The sequence below is a fragment of the Rhizobium sp. 16-488-2b genome, from assembly GCF_017741815.1.
Lineage (GTDB): Bacteria > Pseudomonadota > Alphaproteobacteria > Rhizobiales > Rhizobiaceae > Rhizobium.
On sequence record NZ_JAGHMF010000024.1, the window covers coordinates 46,748 to 68,623 of the forward strand.

Here is a 21,876-nt window from a genome sequence, read left to right on the forward strand (position 1 = left end):
GTTCCGAACCCGTTTCGCTGGAGCCCTCATGCTGGCCGCCTCGCTTGTGGCCGGCACGCCCGCCTTGGCCGAAACGCCGGCGGCGGAAGTGAGAAGCAGCATCATCTCGAACTTCAAGATCGGCTCAGACGAGAAGCGCTTCGGGCCTTTCGAATTCGTCGGCGGCCTGGAAATGGTCTCCCCCAACCGCCTCTTTGGCTCGCTTTCCTCCATCCGTTTCCGCGATGACCAGAAGCATTTCGTCGGCGTCCTCGATACCGGCCACTGGATGACCGGCCGCATCGAGCGCGGCGCGGACGGCAGCCTGAGCGGGCTTGCCGATGTCGAGATCACGCCGATGCGCGACCGCGTCGGCAAGATCCTCGAGGGCAAGGCACTGATGGATGCCGAGGGTGTCGCGCTGAAGGACGGCAAGGTGCTGGTCTCATATGAGCAGTTTCACCGCGTCGATCTCTATCCCGATCCCGGTTTCGAGACCTCGCGCGCGCTCGACACGCTGCCGATCCCCTTCGAAAAGAAGCAACTGCGCGCCAATCGCGGCTTCGAGACGATCGCCGTCTCGCCGCCATCGAGCCCGCTCAAAGGCGGTACACTGATCGTCGCCGAGCGCAGCCTTGACGACGACGGCAACGCCTATGCCGCGATCCTGGACGGACCGCTGAAAGGTAAGCTGGCGCTTGCCCATTACGGCGACTTCGACGCCACCGACGGCGCCTTCTTGCCGAATGGCGATCTCCTGCTGCTGGAGCGCCGTTTCAACATGGCTGAAGGCATCGGCATGCGCATCCGCCGCATCAAGTCGGCCGATATCAAGCCCGGCAGCGTCATGGACGGCGAGATATTGATCCAAGGCGATTTCGGCTACCAGATCGACAACATGGAAGGTCTCGACACCTTCACCGCCGCCGACGGCAGCGTCCATGTCATCCTCGTCTCCGACGACAACCACTCGATCCTCCAGCGCAACCTGATGCTGGAATTCAAGCTGGACGAGCGGCGGCCCGATCCCTCGACCGACACCGCCGCCTCTCATTAGCGGGGCGCGTCAGCCCCCGAAGTAGGCCGGCCGGTCGAGATCCGCGATCAGCCCCTGATGTGTCGGCTCCCAGCCGAGCGTCTCACGCGTCCAGGCACTGGACGCCCGGTTGTTGATCGACGCGAAATGCGTGAACCAGCCGAAATGCTCCGCCGCCTCTTCAGTCGACTTTGAGACGACAGGCAGGCCCAGCCGCTTGCCGATGACGCCGGCGATCTCGCGAAATGGAATGCCCTCCTCCGCCACGCCATGATAGCGGGCGCCCGCCTGCGCCTTCTCCAGTGCCAGCCTATAGAGGCTGCCGGTATCGAGACGATGCACCGCCGGCCAATGGTTCATGCCGTCGCCAATATAGGCTGAGACGCCCTTCTCGCGCGCCAGACCGATGACGATGGGCACGAAGCCGTGGTCGCCATCACCATGCACCGAGGGCGGAAGACGGACCACCGAGGCGCTGAGGCCATCCGGCACCATGGACAGCGCGGCCTTCTCCGAGACGCGCGGAATGGCCGCCGACGAGGGTGCTGCCATCTCTTCCGTGGCGACCGCGCCCGGCGCCAGCAGACCCGTGCCCGAGGTCACGACCATATGCCGGCCGGAGCCGGAGAGCACCTTGCCCATCGCCTCGATGGCGCGCCCGTCGATCTCGCAATTTTCCTTGAACTTGGAGAAGTCGTGGATGAAGCCCGTATGGATCACGCCGTCGCAGGCATCAGCCCCCCGGCGCAGACCGTCGAGATCCTCGAGATCGCCGCGATGAACCGCAGCCCCCGCAGCCTCCAGCGAGGCGGCCGAAGCATCCGAGCGAGCGAGACCGAGCACCTGATGGCCGGCCTGAATGAGATCCTGAACGACGGCCGAGCCGACAAAGCCGGTGGCACCGGTAACGAAAACGCGCATGGTCATCTCCTTGCTTGCTGCACACGGCCGCCGATGCGAACGTGTCGAGGAGAAGCTAGGGCCTTGAGACGATACGGACCATGCTATATTGTCCGGAATATCTTCGTGATCGTCCGGAGTTTTCAATGGATCCTCTATCAAACGTGCTTTCGCTGCTGAAGCCGCAAAACTACCTCTCCGCCGGCATGGAGGCGGGCGGAGAGTGGGCGATCCAGTTTCCGGACCAGAATGGTGGCATCAAGTGCGGCGCCATCGTGTCGGGCTCCTGTTGGCTCAGCGTAGAGGGTGTGGAGGATGCCGTGCAGCTGCACCCCGGAGACAGCTTTCTGCTCCCACGCGGCCGGCCGTTCAGGCTCGCGACCGATCTCGCACTCGAACCAACCCCGGCCGCCACGATCTTCCTCGGCCCACGCAAGGATGGCATCGTCTCGCTCAACGATGGCCGCGATTTCTCGATCGTCAGCTGCCGCTTCGGCCTTGCCGGCAGTCACGCCGATATCCTGCTGAAAATGCTGCCGCCAATCGTCCTCTTGCGCGACGAGCAGAGCCAGGCGGCCTTGCGCTTTGCCGTCGAGCAGATGATGCAGGAACTGCGCGCGCCGCAGCCGGGCGGCTTCCTGATCGTCGAGCACCTCGCGCACATGATCCTCGTGCAGGCCTTGCGGCTGCATCTGGCGGATCGCTCGAACACCGGCGTCGGCTGGCTCTTCGCGCTCGCCGACCGGCAGATGAGTGCTGCGATATCGGCGATCCACGACAGCCCGGCCGAACGCTGGACGCTGCAGGCACTTGCGTCCCGCGCCGGCATGTCGCGCTCCACATTCGCGCAGAAATTCAGGGAAACGGTCGGCACTTCGCCGATGGAGTATCTGGCGCAATGGCGCATGCTGCTGGCAGGAAACCGGCTGGAGAACTCCCGCGACCCGATCTCGGTCATCGCACCGTCGCTCGGCTACGAGTCCGAGGCGGCCTTCAGCACGGCCTTCAAGCGGATCATGGGCTGCTCGCCCCGGCAATATGTCCGCGACCGCCCCAAGATGGCGACGGCGCTTTCATGATGAAGCGCCGCCGTTAGACTTTATGAAGGATCAGCTGGCCGCGCGTGCGCCCTGCATCGGCCTGAGCACGCTCATCAGCGCCCCGTAGGGCAGAAGCATCACGAGACCGACCAGGAGCTTCACCCAGAAATCACCGATCGCCCAGGAGATCCAGCGCGGAGCTTCGGCGGCAAATACGCCAAGAACAGGCGACGCCTCGAGCGCGAACGGCTCGTTCGGGCCGAGGAAGACGAAGAAGGCCGCGAACGATAGAGAGAAGAAGATCACGGTGTCGAGCATGGAGCCGAGCAGCGAGCCGACCAGCGGCGCCCGCCACCAGGCCTGCCGGCGCAGCCGGTTGAACAGCGCGATATCGAGCAGCTGCCCAGCGAGATAGGCCGTACCGGAAGCGATCGCGATGCGCGGCACCGATGTGAAGAAGGAGAGCGCCACGCCGACGAGGAAACCGGCAAACACCACCTTGCGCGCCGCCTGCGGCCCGAACTGGCGGTTGGTGAGATCGGTGATCAGGAAGGCGACCGGATAGGTGAAGGCACCCCAGGTCAAGAGATCGGCGAGATTGACGCCTGCGAACGTGACGTTCAGCGGAAACTGCACGAGGAAGTTCGACGAGACGACGACAAGCGTCATCAGGGCGACGTAGATAAGGGTATAGCGCGTCTGAAGCATTTTTTTATCCTGGGGTATGCCACCAGTTGGAGGGACAGTCCGGCAAAGCAAAAGGCTTGAACGGGATTACCGTGCAAGCCTTTTGAAGCCGTATAGCTTAAGTCGGTTATTGCTTAGGCAGCAACAGCCGTTTCAGCGGTCTTCTTGACGATCTGGCGGCGCAGCAGACGAGCGCGCATCGACAGTTCGTTTTCGCTTGCCTTGATCAGGAAAGCATCGAGACCACCGCGATGCTCGACGGTACGCAGAGCAGCAGCCGAAACGCGAAGACGGTAACGCTGGCCGAGCGCGTCGGAGATCAGCGTAACCTGGCACAGGTTCGGGAGGAACCGGCGCTTGGTCTTGTTGTTGGCATGGCTGACATTGTTGCCAACGAGGACTGCCTTGCCGGTCAATTCGCACATGCGGGACATGGGACACCTATTCTTGTTTTTCTCGGCCATCGATTGCCGACCCGCGCAAAGTCGAGCTTGCAATCCATCAGGCCATGATTGGAAAGTTGCGGTTCTATAATCAGACAGACCGTGCACGTCAAGCCAAACCTTGGCCTTTCCGGCGATTCAGTCCAAAAGCCTCGCAATTCCGTCAAAAAGCTTTTGTTCTCTAAAGGCCACGACAGGCGTATAGACCGTATCTCGCGACCTGACCAGCGCACCGAACAAGGTTCAATTCATGGCTCATTGGGGCAAACGCATTTTCATTTCCGCCTTGGCGGGCCTGATGGCCATTCCGGCAGGCGCGGCCGAAGTCGTGCATCACACCGAATACAAGGTCGCGCTCGGCATCATCACCATCGCCCGCGCCGCCTTCATGACCCGCATCGAGGATGACAAGACCTACCGCGTCTCCGGCGATATCAGCTCCGCCGGCCTCGCCGATCTCGTCACCACCATCTCGGCCAAGACCAGCGTCGATGGCCGTCTGCGCGGCAACCGCATGCAGGCGGACCACTATCTGCTCTATTACAAGAGCGGCAAGCGCGCCCGCACCTATGATGTCCGCTACTCCAACGGCAACATCACCTCGACGACAGTGAAGCCGCCGCGCAAGCCGCCGCAGAATTGGGTCGACGTGCCCGCAAGCGACATGCGCGCCGTGCTCGATCCCATTTCCGGCCTGATCTTCCCCGCCGACACCAATGTCTGCGCGCAGAAACTACCGATCTATGACGGCGAGATGCGCATGGACCTCGTGCTGTCGCCGAGCGGATCGAAGGATTTCTCCACGCAAGGCTTCACCGGCAAGGCCACCGTCTGCAACGTGCGCTTCGTGCCGCGCTCGGGCTACAAGAAGGGCCGCAGCGACATCGAGTATCTGAGCAAGAGCAGCCGCATGGAAATCTGGTTTGCCAAGGCGGATGCGGCCAACGTCATAGCGCCCGTCTTCGTTCGCATCCCGACCCAATACGGGCCGGTGACCATCACGGCGGTGAAGTACAGCGCAAGCTGACGGAGCGACTACGGGCTACGTCAACGGCCCTACAAATGAAAAGTGCGGCAATCATGCCGCACCCCTGTTTCTGTGATCCCGACGATACCGGGCTTCATCGAACCCAGCAGGCGTATCGCGCACGCCTGCCTGTTGATGATTAGGCGGCGCGATACTCGCTGCTTGGGAGACATCTCGCAACCGGATCGCCGGGCGAGGCCGCCGCTTAGCGCATCGCGATGACCATCTTGCAGAGCTTCACGAGGCTGCCATCGAAGCCGCCACCGCCACCGGCCAGGATATCCTTGCAGCGAACCTTCATCTTCGCCCGGTCACCCGATGACATGTCGTTGAAGGCCTGGAGCTGCCTGTTGTTGAGGCTGTTGCGTCCGTTGCTGCCGTTGTTGCCCGTGTTCGTGCCGTTCGGGTTGGACGGGTTATTCGGATTGGTCGGGTTCCGCGGATCATCGGGATCGATACCGGGGACGCCGAGGCCGAGATTGAGCAACGTGCGGCCGCCGAGGCCAACATTGGCCTTGGCCGTCGCCAGACCGCCGGAGCCGCCAACCGTGGCGCCGACATTACTGTTGAGACCTCTGGATCCACCGACGCTCGCGGTATTTCCAACGCTCAGCCCGCCGCCGGAACCACTACCGACAGATGTGTTCGTATTGACGCCCCCGGAGCCGCCGACCGAGGCCGAGACACCGAGACTACCACTTGAACTGGTACCGACATTTGCATTGACACCGCTGGCGCCGCCCACTGATGCGGTTGCAACATTGCCGTTTCCGCCGACCGTCGCATTCACGCCGCTGGCGCCGCCGAGCGATACGCTCAGCCCATTGCTGGTCCCGATGCTAAGACCATTGCTGCCGCCGACGTCAAAGGCGCTCGCGGGCAGCGGAGCCAGCAAAGCGGCGCAACTTACTGCCAGGAAAGCATATTTCGATGCACTGTAGTTCATTCCAGCCTCCAAGAGATGCTGCCGGAGCCCAATGCCCAGGCAGTCGAAACCAATGAAGGGAAGCGCGCATTCCCGAAGCGGCGGGCTGTAACCAAGGGTGGAAGACTACCCGCCTCTACATGAAAACAAGAATATGCGTAAATTCTAACATTTCAACGTGTTTCGCGTATAGGTTTTGTAAGCCTCGCAAGACGGATAACATATTATGAACAGCTAATGGAGAATGCTGACACAACCGGAGACATATGCCTCCTTAAATGGGACGGATTGCAGCAGGATGAGACGGCCAGGTGGAATGAGGCGAAACAGGGGCGTGCGATGTGTACCCGTTCTGGAATATAAGCGTCGATTTATGCAATCAATGATACGCATTCCATCATTTACCTCGCGCGCCAAAATGAAACGGCCGGCACCGCCTTTGAGCGATGCCGGCCGTCTCGATCATTCTGATATGACGATCAGAATTCTTCCCAGCTATCGGCCACCGGCGCCGCCATGCCGTGGGCTCTTGCCACACGCGAGACCAGATGCAGGGCGGGCGAGCTCTGCACCGCCCTGGACGGCGGCCTGATGGCATAGGCCTCGCTGAGCTTGAACTGCGCGATCAGCCCGCGCAGCGTCTCGGCCTCGGCCGCTAGCTTGTGGCTTGCCGCCGTGCTCTCCTCGACCATGGCAGCGTTCTGCTGCGTCGATTGGTCGAGCTGGTTGACCGCCTGGTTGATCTCCTTCAGGCCCGTCGCCTGCTCCTTCGAGCCCTCGACGATCGCCACGACATTGACATTGATGTCGTTGACCTGGCTGACGATGGTCTCCAGCGCCTTGCCCGTCTGCCCGACCAGATCGACCCCGTTGCGCACCAGCTCGCTGGACTTGGTGATCAGAGACTTGATCTCCTTGGCCGCACTTGCGGAGCGCTGCGCCAGTTCACGCACCTCCTGCGCCACGACCGCGAAACCCTTGCCCGCCTCGCCCGCGCGCGCCGCCTCGACACCGGCGTTGAGAGCAAGGAGATTGGTCTGGAACGCGATGTCGTCGATCACACCGATGATATTGGTGATCTCGCGCGACGACTGCTCGATCTGGTCCATCGCCGCCACGGCGCTGCGAACGACCTGACCGGATTGCTCCGCGCCCTTTTTGGTCTGGGAAACCAGCTTGCCGGCCTCGTCGGCGCGGTGGCTGGAATCGTTGACCGTGGTGGTGATCTCCTCCAGCGCCGCCGCCGTCTCCTCGACGGAGGCCGCCTGCTGTTCCGTGCGCTTCGAGAAGGAATCGGCCGTCGAGCCGATCTCGCGGGAACCGGCGGCGATCGCATGCGCGTTCTCGCCGACGGTCTTCATGGTCTCGGAGAGCCGCGCGATCGTCGCGTTGAAGTCATGCCGCAGCTGCTCCATCGAGGGCACGAAGGCGGTCTCCACCGTCTTCGTCAGATCTCCCTCGGAAAGCCCACGCAGCGCCTGCCCAAGCAGGCTGATGGCGCTCATGCGCTGCGTCACGTCGGTGGCGAACTTCACCACCTTGTAGACCCGGCCATTGGCATCCGTGATCGGGTTATAGGCCGCCTGGATCCAGATCTCCTTGCCACCCTTGCCATAACGAACGAACTCGTTGGCGATGAACTCGCCCGCCGCCAGCCGGCGCCAGAAATTGGCGTATTCCTCGGTGCGCGCGTAGGACGGCTCGCAGAACATGCTGTGATGCTTGCCGACGATCTCAATCAGCGAATAGCCGAGACCGTTGCAGAAGTTTTCGTTGGCCGTGATGATCTCGCCTGTCGGCTTGAACTCGATGACCGCCTGCGAACGCGAGATCGCGTCCAGCTTACCGGCGTCCTCGACCGCCTTGTTCTTGGCATCCGTGATGTCGGACGCGAGCTTCACCACCTTGAACGGCTTGCCGTGCTTGAAGACCGGGTTGTAGGAGGCCTGGATCCAGATCTCACGGCCACCCTTCGCCAGCCGCTTGTAGGCGCCTGCATCATATTCGCCCCGGCCAAGCCGGGCCCAGAAATCGCGATACTCCTGCGATGCCGCCAGCGCCGGCTCGCAGAACATGCTGTGGTGCTTGCCGACAATGTCGGAAAGGCTGTAGCCGAGAGCATTGCAGAAATTCTCGTTCGCCTTCAGCACATTGCCTTTCAGATCGAACTCGATGATTGCTTGCGATTTTGAAATCGCACCGAGGATATATCCCGCATCAGATGCCAGACCGAACATTCCCATCCCCTTGCCTGCGACGCCAGCCATTGGCGTTGCGCGTTGTTGCGAGAGGCATCGGGAACGCGTTCCTTCGAAGACTTATGGGGCAAATCCTGAGAGAAAATAACAACTATCTCAGATCGCAATCACCGAAGCTCTCACAACCGATGATCATGCCGCGAGAGTTAACGCCGGGTATACAACCAATATCTAATTTAAGGTCGCAACCCTGCGAAAACTCATAGTGGATTTCTTATATTTCAGGAACAGCGCGACCGCCCAATGAAAAAGGGCGCCCCGAGGGACGCCCTTTTGAACATGTCTTCTTTCAAGCCGTAACGGCTTATTCCGAAGCCGCATCAGCCATGGCAGGCGCTTCGCCGGCGCCGGCATCGCCTTCGGCAGCAGCTTCACCTTCAGCGCGGCGCGGACGGCGCGGACGCGGGGCGGCTGCACGACGGCGCGGCTGGCGGGTCGTTGCCGCACCGCTTTCCTCGTCCATCGATACCTCGGCCGGAATGCCTTCGATCTCCGGCTGCGGGCCGGTACCGTCGATCACCTCGGGCTGGGCAGCGGCTGCAACCGGTGCCGGACGCTCTTCGCGACGGCGCGGCTGGCGAGCGGGGCGCTCTTCGCTACGTGGCTGCTCCTCGGCGCGCGGCTGCGGCTGGGGCTGCTCTTCGCTGCGCGGCTGCTCATCGCTCTGACGGCGTGGCTGCTCTTCGTCGCGGCGCTGGCGCTGCTCGTTGTTGAAGCGGCGCTCGTCCGAACGGCGGCCCTGCTGCTCGTCATTCTGACGGCGCGGCTGCTCATCATTGTTGCGGCGCTGCTGGTGCTCCTGCTGCTGGCGCGGAGGCTGAACGACCACGACGTCGTCATTGTCGCCACCATCCATCTCGTCGCCATCGCGCTCACTGCCGTCGCGGTCAAATTCGCCGCGGTCGTCGCGCTGGAAGCGTTCCTGCATCTGCGCCTGTGCGGCGGCAATGATGCGATAGTAGTGTTCGGCGTGCTGCAGGTAGTTTTCAGCCATGACACGGTCGCCGGAGCTCTGCGCGTCGCGACCGAGCTGCGAGTATTTTTCAGCGATGTGCTGCGCGGTGCCGCGGATCTTCACGTCTGGGCCGGAGCTGTCGTAGGTCCGCGTCAGCGGGTTGCCGCCCTTGCGGTTGAAATTGTTGTTATTGTTGTTGTTATTTCCGCCGCCGCCGCCGTTATTGTTGGTACGCCCGCGACCGCGTTTGTTCTGCTGTCCTGGCCTCATCGATCGTTCACCTGAATTCTCTGTTTGTGTGGAGTGATGGCACCGTCAACCGTGGTCGTTCGTCCGACTCAGGGTATTCGTGCCGCAAGCATAATGCGCCTTTGCGCCAACCTGCCGCTTGTTCTCAAGTCAGTTTGACTGATTCACGCATTGGGTCGTCTTCAACCTTTGAAACTCTCGTTTAAGAGAGTGGACCCCCGAGGCCGAGCTAGCTTCGAACGAACAATCGTTCTGACCTATCTCTCCAATACGTGGGGGCAACCTATATTGCTTCCCGTTTAAATCCAAGCCTTTTCTTCGCAATGACACCAATGGACTAGTCTATTCAGCCGCTTGTTGCCGATCAGTTACGGGCGAACACGAGCACACGGTCGTTGTGACCGTAATCCTTCACCGATTCCAAGCATTTGAAGCCTTCAGCCTCAAAAACTTCGGTCACTTCCGTTCGCTGATCGTAGCCTATCTCGAGCCCTATAACACCGTCTGGATGCATGAACCTTGCGGCATCCTTGGCAATGGAACGGTAGGCGTCAAGCCCATCCATGCCGCCATCCAGTGCGGCGGCCGGATCAAATTTTGTCACTTCGGGAGCAAGAGTGTCAACGACACTGGACGCTATATAGGGCGGATTTGAGACAATAGCGTGAAACTTCCCGTCTATGGCCTGAAACCAGCTGGATCGCACCGCCTTGAAGCGCTGCTGCAGCCCGTTTCTTTCCGCATTGGATTGCGCCGTCTTCAGCGCGTCGACGGATATATCGCTGCCGATGCCCGATGCCTCGGGACATTCGTTGAGCAGCGCGAGGCAGATCGCCCCGGTTCCCGTTCCCATATCCAGTATATGGAGATCGCCATGCTTACCCGCAAGGTCTCTCATATAAGGAAGCATGGTATCGACGAGGATTTCGGTATCCGGCCTCGGCTCCAGCGTCTCCGCCGAAAGCGACAAAGGCAGGCCGTAAAACTCCCGCTCGCCCAGAATGCGATGCACCGGCTCATGCGCCAGCCTGCGGGTGATCGCGTCCTCGATGCGCACGGCGGCCGCATCCTCGACGACATCGCCACCCCGCGTCAGCATCTCGGTCGTCGTCAGCCTGAGCAGCCCCGAGATCAGCACCCGCGCGTCGGCGGCCGGATCGGCCACGCCGGCCTCGGTGAAGCGTCGCCGTGCCTCGGCCAGAAGCTGGGAAACCGTCGCGCCGACCTGTTTCCCTTGATCGCTCATGGCTGCTGCTCGCCAAGCTGCGACAGCTGGCTCGCCTGGTAGTCGGCCATCAACGCATCGACGATCTCGTCGATTTCGCCAACCATCATCCGGTCGAGCTTGTAGAGCGTCAGGTTGATGCGGTGGTCGGTGACGCGCCCCTGCGGGAAATTATAGGTACGGATGCGCTCGGAGCGGTCGCCGGAGCCGACCTGGCTCTTGCGGTCGGCGGAGCGCTCGCTATCGGCGCGCTGACGCTCGGCGTCGTAGAGACGCGAGCGCAGAACCTGCATCGCCTTGGCGCGGTTCTGGTGCTGCGATTTTTCCGAGCTGGTGACGACGATACCCGTCGGCAAGTGGGTGATACGCACCGCCGAGTCCGTCGTGTTGACGTGCTGACCGCCGGCTCCCGACGAGCGCATCGTGTCGATGCGGATATCCTCGGCACGGATTTCGATGTCGATCTCCTCGGCCTCCGGCAGCACGGCAACCGTCGCCGCCGACGTATGGATACGCCCGCCCGCTTCCGTCTCCGGCACGCGCTGAACGCGGTGAACGCCGGATTCGAACTTCAGCTTGGCGAACACGCCCTTGCCGGTGATCGTCGCGATGATTTCCTTGAAACCGCCGGCTTCCCCCTCGCTGGACGAGAGAACCTCGACCTTCCAGCCATGCGCCGCCGCATACCGCTCGTACATGCGAAACAGATCGCCCGCGAACAGCGCCGCCTCCGAGCCGCCGGTGCCGGCGCGAATTTCGAGGATGGCGCTCTTTTCGTCCGCCGCGTCCTTGGGCAGAAGCAGGATCTGGATTTCCTGCTCCAGCGCCTCGATCCGCTCCTTGACCTCGGGAAGCTCCATCTCCGCCATATCCCGCATCTCGCGGTCGACGGACTTGTCATCCAGCAGCGTCTCGAGATCGGCAAGCTCCGACAGCGCCTTTTCATAGGCGCGAATCTTGGTCACGACGGGCTGCAGCTCGGCATATTCGGAGGCAAGCTTGACGTAGACGTCGGCCGAAGGGCCGGCCGACATGCGCGCTTCGATCTCGCCGAAGCGGCGTTCCAGCTCGCGCATCTTTTCAACGGGAAGCTTCGCCACCCTCACTCCAATTCTGTTTGTCTCTGGCTACAGAGGGATGTTGTGTGTTTCGGCGAAATGGGCAAGCAGTTCGCGGATCGATGTCGGCGTCGTCGTATCGTCGAGCGCCTCGTGCATCGCCTTGGACAGTGCGCCTACGTCGAGGCCGAGCAGCATTGCCTTCACCGGACCGATGGAAGCCGGCGACATCGACACCGAGCGGAAGCCGATGCCCAAGAGCGCCATGGCCGAAATCGGCTTGCCCGCCAGTTCGCCACAGAGCGTTACCGGCGTGTTGTTGCGCTCGCCCGCGCGCACGATATCGCGCAGGATACGCAGGAACGGCTTGTCCAATGTATCGAAACGGTCGGAGACCCGCGCATTGCCACGGTCGACCGCCATCGAGAACTGGAACAGATCGTTGGAGCCGACCGACACGAAATCGACCGCCGCCATCAGCTCGTCCAGCTGCCACAGCAGCGCCGGCACTTCCAGCATGGCGCCGAATTGCAGCTTGCGCGGCAGCCCGTGGCCGAAGCGCGACAGGCGCTGTACTTCCTTCTGCAGCAGTTCGCGCACCGCGGTGATCTCCGATACCTCGGTCACCATCGGCACCATCAGCTTCAATTCCATGCCGGCGGCTGCCTTCAGCATGGCGCGCAGCTGCGTGCGCAGAAGACCGGGGCGGTCGAGCGACAGGCGGATCGCCCGCCAGCCGAGCGCCGGGTTCTCTTCCTCATGGCCGCGGAAATAGGGCACGACCTTGTCGCCGCCAATATCGAGCGTGCGGAAGGTCACGGACCGGCCGGCGGCCTGCTTCAAGACGTTGCGGTAAAACTGCTCCTGCTCTTCCGCCTTGGGAAGCGTGGAGGCGATCATGAACTGCAGCTCGGTGCGGAAGAGCCCGATACCCTCGGCGCCCGATTCCGACAGCTGCGGCAGGTCGACCAGCAGGCCGGCATTCATCTGCAGCGACACGCGCTGCCCGTCCTTGGAGAGCGGCTCGACCGCGCGCAAGGCCCTGAACTGCTCCTGACGGCGGGCGCGGAACCGCACCTTCTCCTCGTAGGAGCGCTGATGCTCCGGCAGCGGCCGCAGATGCACATGGCCGCCATCGCTGTCGATGATCACGGCGTCGCCATTATCGGCCAGCGCCACGATCCCGGCCGCCTGACCGATGACGGGAATGCCCATGGCACGCGCGACGATAACGACATGGCTGGTGACGGCGCCCTCTTCGAGCACCAGGCCGCGCACATTGGCGCGCGGATAGTCGAGCAGTTCGGCGGCACCCATGGCGCGGGCGAGGATTATCGCGTCACCCGGGAAACCATCGCCCGAAGTGCGGCCGGTATAGCCGGTCAGCTGGCGCAGCAGGCGGTTCGCCAGATCCTCGAAATCATGCATCCGCTCGCGCAGATAAGGGTCCGTCAGGCGCATCATTCGCGCCTTGGTATCGCTCTGCACCTTCTCGACCGCGGCTTCCGCCGTCAGACCGTTGCGGATCGCCTCTTCCAGCTTGCGCACCCATCCCTGGTCATGCGCGAACATGCGGTAGGTCTCGAGCACCTCGCGGTGCTCACCCTCCATCGAGACGTCGCGCTGCGACAAGAGATCGTCGATCGAGATGCGCAGCGAACCCAGCGCTTCGGCAAGCCGGCGGATTTCCTTGTCGGCATCGTCGTTGAGCAGATTGGTGACGACGATGCGCGGCTCGTGCAGCACGACATAGCCGAGGCCGATACCTTCATTATAGGTATCGCCGTCGATCGTGACCGAGCGGGTGAGATCGAGCTCGAGCCCCGGCTTGGTGAGCTTCTTCAGCTCGCCGGTGGCGATCATCTCGGCCAGCACCATCGCGGTCGTTTCGAGCGCTTCCAACTCCTCGTCGCGATAGTTGCGGCTTGCCTTGTTCTGCACGACGAGAACGCCGAGCGAGCGGCCGGCGCGCAGGATCGGCACGCCGAGGAAGGAGTGATAGATCTCTTCGCCCGTCTCCGGCAGGTAGCGGAAGGCGGGGTGCGATTGCGCGTCGGAGAGATTGAGAGGGGCGGCCGACGCGGCGATCGTGCCGACGAGGCCCTGCCCCATTTTCAGCTGCGCCAGGTGGACAGCTTCGCGGTTCAGACCTTCGGTTGCATAGAGTTCGAGCACGCCGTCGGAACGCAGCACGTAGACGGAGCAAACCTCCGCCACCATGTTGCTGGCGATCTGGCGAACGATCCGGTCAAGACGCTCTTGTGGCTCCAGCGGCTCCGCCATCAACTCGCGCAGCCGCTTGAGCAGCACGCGCGGACCGCCGGAAAGGTCTCTCATTGCGTCTCAAGCTCCAAAAACAGAAGGCAAAGTGGCCCGGCAGATCGCCGCGCCACTAATCAACTTGTACGCGCGGCGGCCCTGCTGGGAATCAATTCTTATCCAGACCGTAGCAGGAATGCAAAGTCCTGACAGCGAGTTCCGCATAAGGACCATCAATCAGGATGGAAATCTTGATTTCCGAGGTGGTGATCGCCTTGATGTTGATGCCTTTATCGGCAAGTGCCTTGAAAGCGGTCGCCGCGACGCCGGCGTGGCTGCGCATGCCGATGCCGATGACCGACACCTTCACCAGGCCCGATTCGTTCTGCACGACGTCGTAACCGATCGTATCCTTGTGCTCGCCGAGCACCTTGATGGCCTTGTCCACGTCGCCCGACGGCACGGTGAAGGTCATGTCGGTCTTCGAGCCATCTTCCGAGATGTTCTGGACGATCATGTCGACATTGATGTGGTTCTCGGCCAGCGGTCCGAAGATCGCGGCGGAGACGCCCGGACGGTCGGCGAGACGGCGAAGCGAGATCTGCGCTTCATCCTTGGCATAGGCGATGCCGGTGACTACTTCCTGTTCCACGATTTCTTCCTCGTCACAAATCAGCGTTCCGGGCGGATTCAAGAAATCACCCATGCCCGGAGCATCGGGATCTTCAAAAGACGAACGCACGAAGGTGCGCACCTTGTGCACCATGGCAAGCTCGACCGAGCGAACCTGCAGAACCTTGGCGCCGAGCGATGCCATTTCGAGCATTTCCTCGAACGCGATCTTCTTCAGGCGGCGCGCCTGCGGCACGATGCGCGGATCGGTCGTGTAGACGCCGTCGACGTCGGTATAGATGTCGCAACGATCAGCCTTGACGGCGGCGGCGATTGCGACCGCCGACGTATCCGAACCGCCACGGCCGAGCGTCGCGATGCGGTTGTCGGGGCCGAGACCCTGGAAGCCGGCGACGACGGCCACCTGGCCCTCGCCCATGCGCTTGATCATTTCCGAGCCGTCGATCTCGAGGATACGGGCGGCGCCGTGCGCGTTGTCGGTGCGGATCGGGATCTGCCAGCCCTGCCAGGAGCGGGCGTTGACGTCCATGGCCTGCAGCGCGATCGCCAGAAGACCTGACGTTACCTGCTCGCCGGAAGCGACGATGGCGTCATATTCGCGGGCATCATAGAAAGGCGAGCTTGCGCCGACGACCTTCGGCGTGTTCTGCACCCAGCCGACCAGCTCGTTTGTCTTGCCCGACATGGCGGAAACGACGACGGCCACTTCATGACCGGCATCGACCTCGCGTTTGACGTGGCGGGCAACGTTCTTGATACGGTCCAGATCAGCGACGGATGTCCCGCCGAACTTCATTACGATGCGTGCCATAAGCCTCTACCACAGCAAACCGCCGGGAGAGACGAACGCCAGACCCGGCACGACGAAGCCTTGGAAGCCACGGGCCGAAGAGCCGGAATTGGGAGGTTCTGGAACCCTTCTAAAGCCCTGCGCCCAAGGGCCCAAGTTGCGGCGTCTCTTAACGAGTTTGTGAGGGGGTGGCAAGGTGGGGAAAGGAGAATGACGGCCTCAATTGCGCGTGTAATTTGCAGGCCGCGCGAGGCAGCGCCGAACCACATGTGACATGACTATGACAATCCCGCGAGGCGCTGGGCCACCAAAGCGCGCTGCCCCGTCCGCGCACATTTTTCGGCGTAAAGATTAGATTCAGCTTTTTTTGGTAATTTCCCGTTAGCAATACCCTTTGATGTTCCTGGCGCCATTCGTGTTCGGCGTCCGGCCTGTAATGAGTAACGGGTTCCCAATGCGTTTTTCGGCTGTGCCAGCAATCTTCCTTGCCTGTCTGACCCTTGCGGGTTGCACGTCGACGTCTGGCCCCGACGTCTTGGCTTCAGCCGCCCCCTCTCGCGAGACGACAAGCTCGGTGGCCCCGCCCGCCGCCGTTCCATCAGCACCCGTTCCCGCATCCGATGTCGGCATGTCAGCCGGACAGACCGCGCCGCATCAGGAAGTGCTGGCATGGGCCGGCCCGATCCCGGAATCGAAGGCCTTCGAGTCCGCCGACCGCGCCGTCGGCGCACCGCTTCCCGCCGAGCGCCCGATGGTTGCTACGGAGGTCGCGATGATGACGCCGCCGGCCCGCCCGCCCGTTGTCACGCCTGTTGTCGCCCCGATCATGGAGCGCCCCGATCTTCCCGATATGGAAGAGACGGCGCAGCCGCGCACCCGCAGCAAGCTCTACAGTCGCCAGTTCCGAGACGCCAAGCCGATCAACTTCGGCCGCGCCTCGCCGCACAAGCTCGCCGTTCACGGCGTCGACGTCTCGCGCTGGCAGGGCGATATCGACTGGCCGCGACTGCGCACCCAGGGCGCCAACTTCGCCTATATTAAGGCCACCGACGGCGGCGACCACCTCGACCCGATGTTCCGCACCAACTGGCGCAAGGCCAAGGAAGCGGGCCTGAAGCGCGGCGCCTATCACTTCTTCTATTGGTGCCGCACCGCCGGCGAACAGGCCGACTGGTTCATCCGCAACGTGCCGCGCGATCCCGATGCGCTTCCGCCCGTCATCGACGTTGAGTGGAACGGCGAATCCGCCTGCAAGCGTCGCCCCTCGACTGAAAACGTGCTCGAGAAGATGCAGGTCTTCATGGACAAGCTCGAGCGCTATTACGGCAAGCGCCCTGTCATCTACACGGCGCCCGACTTCTATGCCGACAACCTGCAGGGTGCCTTCCAGAACTATCCCTTCTGGCTGCGTTCCGTCGCCGCCCACCCGTCCAAGCGCTATCCCGGCCGCAAGTGGCTCTTCTGGCAGTATTCCGGCTCTGGCCTGTCGCATGGCGTCGAAGGCAGGATCGACCTCAACGTCTTCAACGGCAGCCCGGACCAATGGACGCGCTGGTCATCTGGACGCCCCAGCAACCGAATGATGGCCGCCAACGACTGACGGTCCGACGGCGATCAACCTGCACTGATATCGATTGGGCATAGGCACAACCGTGGCGCGGCGCACCCGCTGCCACGGCGCAACAATTTTGTCACACCACTAAAAATCGGGTGTCGCATATATTTCCAAGCATAGGTAACTGTGATTCTTCTTCAATCGTAAGCATGTGGCGTAGATTGATTCGCGAATGTCTTTGATGCTGAATGATTTGGCGGAGATTCCGAATGGGAAATCTTGATATCGAAACCTGGGCACTGGCCCGCGCCCATCACATTGTGTTGAACGAGGGACTTAACCTTGCGAAGGCGGCGCAGGATCTGGACCGCAAGCGCTCCAGATCGCTGGTCTACGAACTGCGCAAGGTGATCGCGGCGGCAATACTTGAAGCCCACGCGGCCTCAAGCAAGAACGACGCGATGCCTCAGGGCTGAGTGCCGCGTAATGATGGCAAGTTGAACGCCGTCACAATTATTTGTTGCAGCATTGCAGAATGCAACTAATCTTCCCGCCTGCGGCTGCGCATCGTGGGGAGATGTCATCATGCCATTCACAATAACGAAATCCATACCGGCAAGAGAACGCTGGACGCGCGTCTGCGACATCAGGCAGGGCGCGACCTACGCCTTCACGGCATCGGGCACGTGGACGGATTGGAAGATCGATGAGGACGCGAACGGCTATGACCGGACGTGGCTGCGACCGTTTACCGGATTGAGAGTCATGCCTAAGGCGCAGTGGTTCGCCCTGATCGGGTCAATCGATCAGGACACGGAGACCGCGTTTCTGATCGGCGCGTCCTATCCGTCCTGGATCGCCCCGAAGAACGGCGTTCTCTACTGCTGCGCCAATGACATTCCATGGATGTACTGGAACAACTCCGGCGCGGTCGAGCTGACATGCACTGAACTCTAGCAACGCCGAACGCCCGAAAGACGCAGTTGCGTCACACCTAAGAAACGGGCAGCCTAGAGCATGTCGCGCGAAAGTGTGAAGCGGTTGCAGGCTCGGGGGCCGGCCGATCATGACACGCATGCAGAAAATCGGCGTGGTTCTCGGCCTTGCGCTCGTCGCGAGCTTCACGCTGCTGCGCGCCACCGATCCGCCGCTGTTGCGCCAGATCCGCGACATCACCTTCGACGAATACCAGCGCATCACCCCGCGCAAGTTCGAAAACACACCCGTCCGCGTCATCGATATCGACGAGGCGTCGCTCCGGGAATTCGGCCAGTGGCCATGGCCACGCGACCGGCTGGCGCTTCTGGTGCAGCGCCTGTCCGATATGGGAGCGGCGGCGATCGCCTTCGACGTGCTGTTCGCCGAGGCCGACCGCCTATCGCCGCGCTCCATCATGCGCGATGTCGCCGGCGTCGACCCAACACTTCTTAGCCGACTACCTGACAACGACCAGCTCTTCGCGCAAGCCATCGCTGACAAGCCCGTCGTGCTCGGTTTCGGCCTCTCCATGGACGGCAGCTACAAGCCGCCGGTGAAGGCGGGCTTCGCCTTTACCGGCGAGAGCCCATTCAACGCCCCGCCACGCATGACAGCGGCAACGCCGGTGCGTCCGCAATTGCAGATCAACGCCACCGGCCTCGGCCACATCAGCCTCAACCCCGGCACCTATTCCGCCACGGTCCGCCGCGTGCCTCTGCTCCTCAGCGACGGCGAGCAGCTCTATCCCAACCTCGCGCTGGAAGCACTGCGCGTCGCCCAGGGCGCCTCGACCTATATCGTCGCGGCAGCCCCCGATATTCCCGACACGCTGACCTCGATCAAGGTCGGCGATTTCGTGGCGCCCGTCACCTCATCCGGCGAGCTCTGGCTCTACGCCAGCCCCGATATCGCCGATCGCTACATTTCCGCTGGCAAGGTGCTGGCGCCCGACGGCCCCGCGCCGGATGTCGCGGCGGCCGTGCAAGGCAGCATCGTCTTCGTCGGCACCTCGTCCGCCGGCCTGCAGGATATCCGCACCACAGCACTCGACGAAAACGTGCCCGGCGTCTCTATCCACGCGCAGACCGTCGAGCAGATCTTGTCCGGCCATTTCCTCTCGCGGCCGGATTGGGCCGATGGCATGGAAATCCTGCTGATCGCAGTGCTCGGCACCTGCCTCGTCATCGTCACCACCTTCGTCAGCCCCGCCGTCGGCCTCGCCTGGGGCCTGATCGTCACCGCGCTTGCCTTCGCAAGCTCCTGGTTCGCCTTTTCGCGATGGGGACTGCTGTTTGATCCGCTGGCCCCGATTGTCGCCGCCTCGATCATCCACTTCGCCGCCACCTCCTTCCGCATCCTGGTCATCGACCGCGAACGGCGCGAGGTGCGCAAGGCGTTCGGCCAATATCTTTCGCCCTCGCTGCTGCACCGCATCGAACACAATCCGGACGCGCTGCGCCTCGGTGGCGACGATCGGGAGCTGACGGTCATGTTCGTCGACGTCAGGGGGTTCACGACGCTGAGCGAGCGCCTGCAGCCGGCCGAAGTCGTCCGCTTTCTCAACACGCTGCTCGATGCGCTGAGCCGCCATGTGGTCGCCAATGAAGGCACGCTCGACAAATTCATCGGCGATTCCATCATGGCCTTCTGGAACGCTCCCGTCGATGTCGCCGATCATCCCGCCAAGGCCGTGCGCGCCGCCCTTGCCATGCGCGAGACGCTGGCGACGCTGAACGCGACCGATGCCTTCGGCTTCGGCGAGGAATACCAGGTGGGGATCGGCATCGGCATCCACACGGGCCTCGCCTGCGTCGGCAACATGGGCGCCGAAAGCCGCTTCAACTATTCCGCCGTCGGCGATGCCGTGAACGTCTCGGCCCGCATCGAGGGCTGCTGCAAAGAAGTCGGCTTCGATATCCTGGTCTCCGAGACGACAGCCGCAGCCCTCCCGCACTTCGCCCTGCTCGACGCCGGCTCGCTGGGTTTGAAGGGAAAGAGCACCCGCACCCGCCTCTACGCCACGCTGGGCGACGAGACCGTCGGCCTCTCGGCAACCTTTGCCCTTCTCGAAAGCGCGCATCAGGCCCTGGTCGAAGCCTTCGCCACCCGCTCCACCGATAGCCGCAAGCTACTGACAAGGGTCCGGCAGCGCGCGCAGCCCTACCCGGCGACACTGGCGGAATTTTACCGCCGCCTCGCCCGCCGCGGCGACCATTTCAGGGAAACACCGACCGAAGACCCCGCCCCGCTATCGGAGCAGGCGTCGTGAAGACGTCCATATCAGGATAAAGCCGACTTAGTCGCTGCTACCGCCATCGCCGCCGCTACGGTCGCGCATATGGCGACCGCCTGCGCCCTGCCAGCCACCACTCTGATCGCCGTTGCGGCCATGCCACCCGCCACGATGTCCGCCCGAGCCGACGCCGTTGCCAGCCCCGGTCCCGGCGCCGCCCTGGCCACCATCGCCGGCAGCGGACCCTGCCCCGCCGGCCTGGGCCTGACCATCGTTTGCCGGCGAAGCACCGCCCTGCGGCCCGTCACGATGCCCGCCACGCCCGTTGCGGTCGCCATCGGACCGGCCGCCACGATCCCGTCTTTCGCGATCTCGATCGGCATGATCGCGGCCTCCATCGCGAGTGGCACCGCCGCGATCGACGTGATCCCGCGCACCGTGATTGTCGCCACCACGATCGCGCGACCCCTCGTGCCGGTTGCCCCATCCGTCGCTCCGGCCATGCCCATTTTGACCGTCGTGATGCCCGCTGCGCTGACCCCAGCCGCCACCGTCATTGTGGCCATGATGCCCGTCGCGATCTCCGCCGCGTCCGCCCCAATGATCGTGATCCCTGTCGCGATCATGGTGGTGACGGCCCGGATGATGGTCATCCCTGTCATGGTGATGCCTGTCGGGGTGATGATGATGCGGCTTGTCCGGCTTATGCGGTTTATCCGGCTTCTGTGGCCGGTCCGGTGTCTTTGGCGGCGCCTGCTGCAGCGCCCGCTCCTGGGGCGGAAACAGCGTCGGCACCGGTGTGCTCTCTTGCGGCCGGTCCTGCCGCTCGGCGCGGATGCTGCGCAGGCCGCAGCTGGTGCGGATATTGCCAAGCGGCCCCGACAGTTGCTGGTTTCCCGAAAGAAACGGCAGCGCCTTGTTGTTTCGCAGCGTCCGCAATGTCGTCTCGTCCACCTTGCGCGGATCCGACACCCCGCCGCCGCGTGATGCGATCACGCAGTCGCACTGCTCGCGCAGCTGCTTGCAGCCCCCGGCGCCGCAAAACTGCGCCGAGCCGTTGAGAAGCACCATCGCCGTGGTGCCGTTCGGCGCGACATAGACGTCGAACGCCGTGCCGCGCACGCCGATCGTTCCCGCCGGTGTCACGATCGAATAGGCCGATGAGGATGAATTGCCGCTGATCCAGCGAAATGTGCCCTTCGCCGCCTTGATCGTCAGCTTCTTGACCGAGTTGGCATCGTCGTAAACATAGCTGTCGATCACCACCGACGACCCGGCGCCGACGGCAAGCTTGGTACCATCCCGGAAGACGAATTGACCAAGCCCGCCGATCGAGGTGCGGATGCGTTCATCGCGATGAACAGGGTCCTTGACCACCAGAGGCCCGTTTTCCCCAGCCACCTCTGTCTTGATGAGAGTCGCCTCGCCGACCGCAACCTCCGCGTACGCCGGAAACGGGAAACACAACGGAAAACACATGGACAGGCCGAGCATGGCGGCCAATGCATTACGCACACGCAACATCGCCCTTACCCTCAACGATATATTAAGTATATCACAATGTGTTGATGTATGTCGCCTTATCCACTTGTAGTAGCCAAGAGCCAAAGCCGGGCACTACCGCGACCACGCGACACTATCGCCGG

At 62.6% G+C, this 21,876-nt stretch carries 17 protein-coding genes and 1 pseudogene; 7 read left to right on the forward strand and 11 right to left on the reverse strand.

The window, feature by feature from the left end; genetic code table 11:
• Positions 1-28 precede the first annotated feature (28 nt).
• Complete coding sequence (locus J5286_RS19815) at positions 29-1,036, forward strand: esterase-like activity of phytase family protein (protein ID WP_209191815.1); 1,008 nt, start codon at positions 29-31, stop codon at positions 1,034-1,036.
• A 9-nt stretch (positions 1,037-1,045) separates the two neighbouring features.
• On the opposite strand, the gene J5286_RS19820 is transcribed toward J5286_RS19815, so the two are convergent.
• Positions 1,046-1,936: an SDR family oxidoreductase gene (locus J5286_RS19820; RefSeq protein ID WP_209191816.1), complete on the reverse strand. Its 891-nt coding sequence runs from the start codon at positions 1,934-1,936 to the stop codon at positions 1,046-1,048.
• Positions 1,937-2,061: 125 nt separating this feature from the next.
• Here J5286_RS19820 and J5286_RS19825 point away from each other — a divergent pair, with 125 nt between their 5' ends.
• A complete protein-coding gene (locus J5286_RS19825; RefSeq protein WP_209191817.1) occupies positions 2,062-2,994 on the forward strand; it encodes an AraC family transcriptional regulator in 933 nt (310 codons plus the stop codon).
• Positions 2,995-3,024: 30 nt separating this feature from the next.
• On the opposite strand, the gene J5286_RS19830 is transcribed toward J5286_RS19825, so the two are convergent.
• The gene (locus tag J5286_RS19830; protein WP_113009453.1) at positions 3,025-3,663 is read right to left on the reverse strand and encodes a queuosine precursor transporter; all 639 of its coding nucleotides are present in this window, start codon (positions 3,661-3,663) and stop codon (positions 3,025-3,027) included.
• 113 nt (positions 3,664-3,776) lie between these two features.
• The gene (gene rpmB, locus J5286_RS19835; RefSeq protein WP_026283561.1) at positions 3,777-4,076 is read right to left on the reverse strand and encodes a 50S ribosomal protein L28; all 300 of its coding nucleotides are present in this window, start codon (positions 4,074-4,076) and stop codon (positions 3,777-3,779) included.
• A 259-nt stretch (positions 4,077-4,335) separates the two neighbouring features.
• On the opposite strand from rpmB, the gene J5286_RS19840 reads away from it, so the two are divergent.
• Entirely contained in the window at positions 4,336-5,112 is a 777-nt protein-coding gene (locus J5286_RS19840) for a DUF3108 domain-containing protein (protein ID WP_209191818.1), read from the forward strand.
• A 205-nt stretch (positions 5,113-5,317) separates the two neighbouring features.
• On the opposite strand, the gene J5286_RS19845 is transcribed toward J5286_RS19840, so the two are convergent.
• From J5286_RS19845 to J5286_RS19875, 7 genes are all read right to left on the reverse strand, one after another.
• A complete protein-coding gene (locus J5286_RS19845) occupies positions 5,318-6,058 on the reverse strand; it encodes a hypothetical protein (protein WP_209191819.1) in 741 nt (246 codons plus the stop codon).
• A gap of 458 nt (positions 6,059-6,516) precedes the next feature.
• Positions 6,517-8,274 (reverse strand): methyl-accepting chemotaxis protein, encoded by a 1,758-nt coding sequence (locus J5286_RS19850; RefSeq protein WP_209191820.1) that lies wholly within the window; start codon positions 8,272-8,274, stop codon positions 6,517-6,519.
• Between the two features lie 325 nt (positions 8,275-8,599).
• Complete coding sequence (locus J5286_RS19855; RefSeq protein WP_209191821.1) at positions 8,600-9,520, reverse strand: DUF4167 domain-containing protein; 921 nt, start codon at positions 9,518-9,520, stop codon at positions 8,600-8,602.
• 343 nt (positions 9,521-9,863) lie between these two features.
• The gene (gene prmC / locus J5286_RS19860) at positions 9,864-10,745 is read right to left on the reverse strand and encodes a peptide chain release factor N(5)-glutamine methyltransferase (RefSeq protein ID WP_209191822.1); all 882 of its coding nucleotides are present in this window, start codon (positions 10,743-10,745) and stop codon (positions 9,864-9,866) included.
• Positions 10,742-11,824 carry a peptide chain release factor 1 gene (gene prfA / locus J5286_RS19865; protein ID WP_047508567.1) on the reverse strand — a complete coding sequence of 361 codons (1,083 nt, stop codon included), beginning with the start codon at positions 11,822-11,824 and terminating at the stop codon, positions 10,742-10,744. Before prfA ends, prmC begins: the two co-directional genes overlap by 4 nt.
• 27 nt (positions 11,825-11,851) lie before the next feature.
• The gene (gene ptsP, locus J5286_RS19870) at positions 11,852-14,119 is read right to left on the reverse strand and encodes a phosphoenolpyruvate--protein phosphotransferase (RefSeq protein ID WP_209191823.1); all 2,268 of its coding nucleotides are present in this window, start codon (positions 14,117-14,119) and stop codon (positions 11,852-11,854) included.
• Positions 14,120-14,210: 91 nt separating this feature from the next.
• Positions 14,211-15,485 (reverse strand): aspartate kinase, encoded by a 1,275-nt coding sequence (locus tag J5286_RS19875; RefSeq protein WP_026283559.1) that lies wholly within the window; start codon positions 15,483-15,485, stop codon positions 14,211-14,213.
• 433 nt (positions 15,486-15,918) lie between these two features.
• Between J5286_RS19875 and J5286_RS19880 the strand changes: the two genes are divergently transcribed.
• The 4 genes from J5286_RS19880 to J5286_RS19895 all read left to right on the forward strand — a co-directional run bounded on the left by J5286_RS19880 (position 15,919) and on the right by J5286_RS19895 (position 20,266).
• Positions 15,919-17,064 carry a glycoside hydrolase family 25 protein gene (locus J5286_RS19880; RefSeq protein ID WP_209191824.1) on the forward strand — a complete coding sequence of 382 codons (1,146 nt, stop codon included), beginning with the start codon at positions 15,919-15,921 and terminating at the stop codon, positions 17,062-17,064.
• A 224-nt stretch (positions 17,065-17,288) separates the two neighbouring features.
• Complete coding sequence (locus tag J5286_RS19885) at positions 17,289-17,495, forward strand: hypothetical protein (RefSeq protein ID WP_018901542.1); 207 nt, start codon at positions 17,289-17,291, stop codon at positions 17,493-17,495.
• 109 nt (positions 17,496-17,604) lie between these two features.
• A complete protein-coding gene (locus J5286_RS19890) occupies positions 17,605-17,976 on the forward strand; it encodes a hypothetical protein (protein ID WP_209191825.1) in 372 nt (123 codons plus the stop codon).
• A 109-nt stretch (positions 17,977-18,085) separates the two neighbouring features.
• The gene (locus J5286_RS19895; protein WP_209191826.1) at positions 18,086-20,266 is read left to right on the forward strand and encodes a CHASE2 domain-containing protein; all 2,181 of its coding nucleotides are present in this window, start codon (positions 18,086-18,088) and stop codon (positions 20,264-20,266) included.
• Positions 20,267-20,779: 513 nt separating this feature from the next.
• Here J5286_RS19895 and J5286_RS31265 read toward each other — a convergent pair.
• Positions 20,780-21,724, reverse strand: a pseudogene (locus J5286_RS31265) (FecR family protein); the annotation flags it as partial.
• Positions 21,725-21,876: the final 152 nt, after the last annotated feature.

Excerpts from the sequence above, each read along its gene's own strand:
- rpmB (WP_026283561.1), bottom strand. The coding sequence starts at position 4,076 with ATGTCCCGCATGTGCGAATTGACCGGCAAGGCAGTCCTCGTTGGCAAC.
- J5286_RS19850 (WP_209191820.1), bottom strand. The coding sequence starts at position 8,274 with ATGTTCGGTCTGGCATCTGATGCGGGATATATCCTCGGTGCGATTTCA.
- J5286_RS19895 (WP_209191826.1), top strand. The coding sequence starts at position 18,086 with ATGACACGCATGCAGAAAATCGGCGTGGTTCTCGGCCTTGCGCTCGTC.
- J5286_RS19825 (WP_209191817.1), top strand. The coding sequence starts at position 2,062 with ATGGATCCTCTATCAAACGTGCTTTCGCTGCTGAAGCCGCAAAACTAC.
- ptsP (WP_209191823.1), bottom strand. The coding sequence starts at position 14,119 with ATGAGAGACCTTTCCGGCGGTCCGCGCGTGCTGCTCAAGCGGCTGCGC.
- J5286_RS19820 (WP_209191816.1), bottom strand. The coding sequence starts at position 1,936 with ATGCGCGTTTTCGTTACCGGTGCCACCGGCTTTGTCGGCTCGGCCGTC.
- J5286_RS19880 (WP_209191824.1), top strand. The coding sequence starts at position 15,919 with ATGCGTTTTTCGGCTGTGCCAGCAATCTTCCTTGCCTGTCTGACCCTT.
- J5286_RS19890 (WP_209191825.1), top strand. The coding sequence starts at position 17,605 with ATGCCATTCACAATAACGAAATCCATACCGGCAAGAGAACGCTGGACG.
- J5286_RS19840 (WP_209191818.1), top strand. The coding sequence starts at position 4,336 with ATGGCTCATTGGGGCAAACGCATTTTCATTTCCGCCTTGGCGGGCCTG.
- J5286_RS19845 (WP_209191819.1), bottom strand. The coding sequence starts at position 6,058 with ATGAACTACAGTGCATCGAAATATGCTTTCCTGGCAGTAAGTTGCGCC.
- prmC (WP_209191822.1), bottom strand. The coding sequence starts at position 10,745 with ATGAGCGATCAAGGGAAACAGGTCGGCGCGACGGTTTCCCAGCTTCTG.
- J5286_RS19885 (WP_018901542.1), top strand. The coding sequence starts at position 17,289 with ATGGGAAATCTTGATATCGAAACCTGGGCACTGGCCCGCGCCCATCAC.
- J5286_RS19830 (WP_113009453.1), bottom strand. The coding sequence starts at position 3,663 with ATGCTTCAGACGCGCTATACCCTTATCTACGTCGCCCTGATGACGCTT.
- J5286_RS19875 (WP_026283559.1), bottom strand. The coding sequence starts at position 15,485 with ATGGCACGCATCGTAATGAAGTTCGGCGGGACATCCGTCGCTGATCTG.
- J5286_RS19815 (WP_209191815.1), top strand. The coding sequence starts at position 29 with ATGCTGGCCGCCTCGCTTGTGGCCGGCACGCCCGCCTTGGCCGAAACG.
- J5286_RS19855 (WP_209191821.1), bottom strand. The coding sequence starts at position 9,520 with ATGAGGCCAGGACAGCAGAACAAACGCGGTCGCGGGCGTACCAACAAT.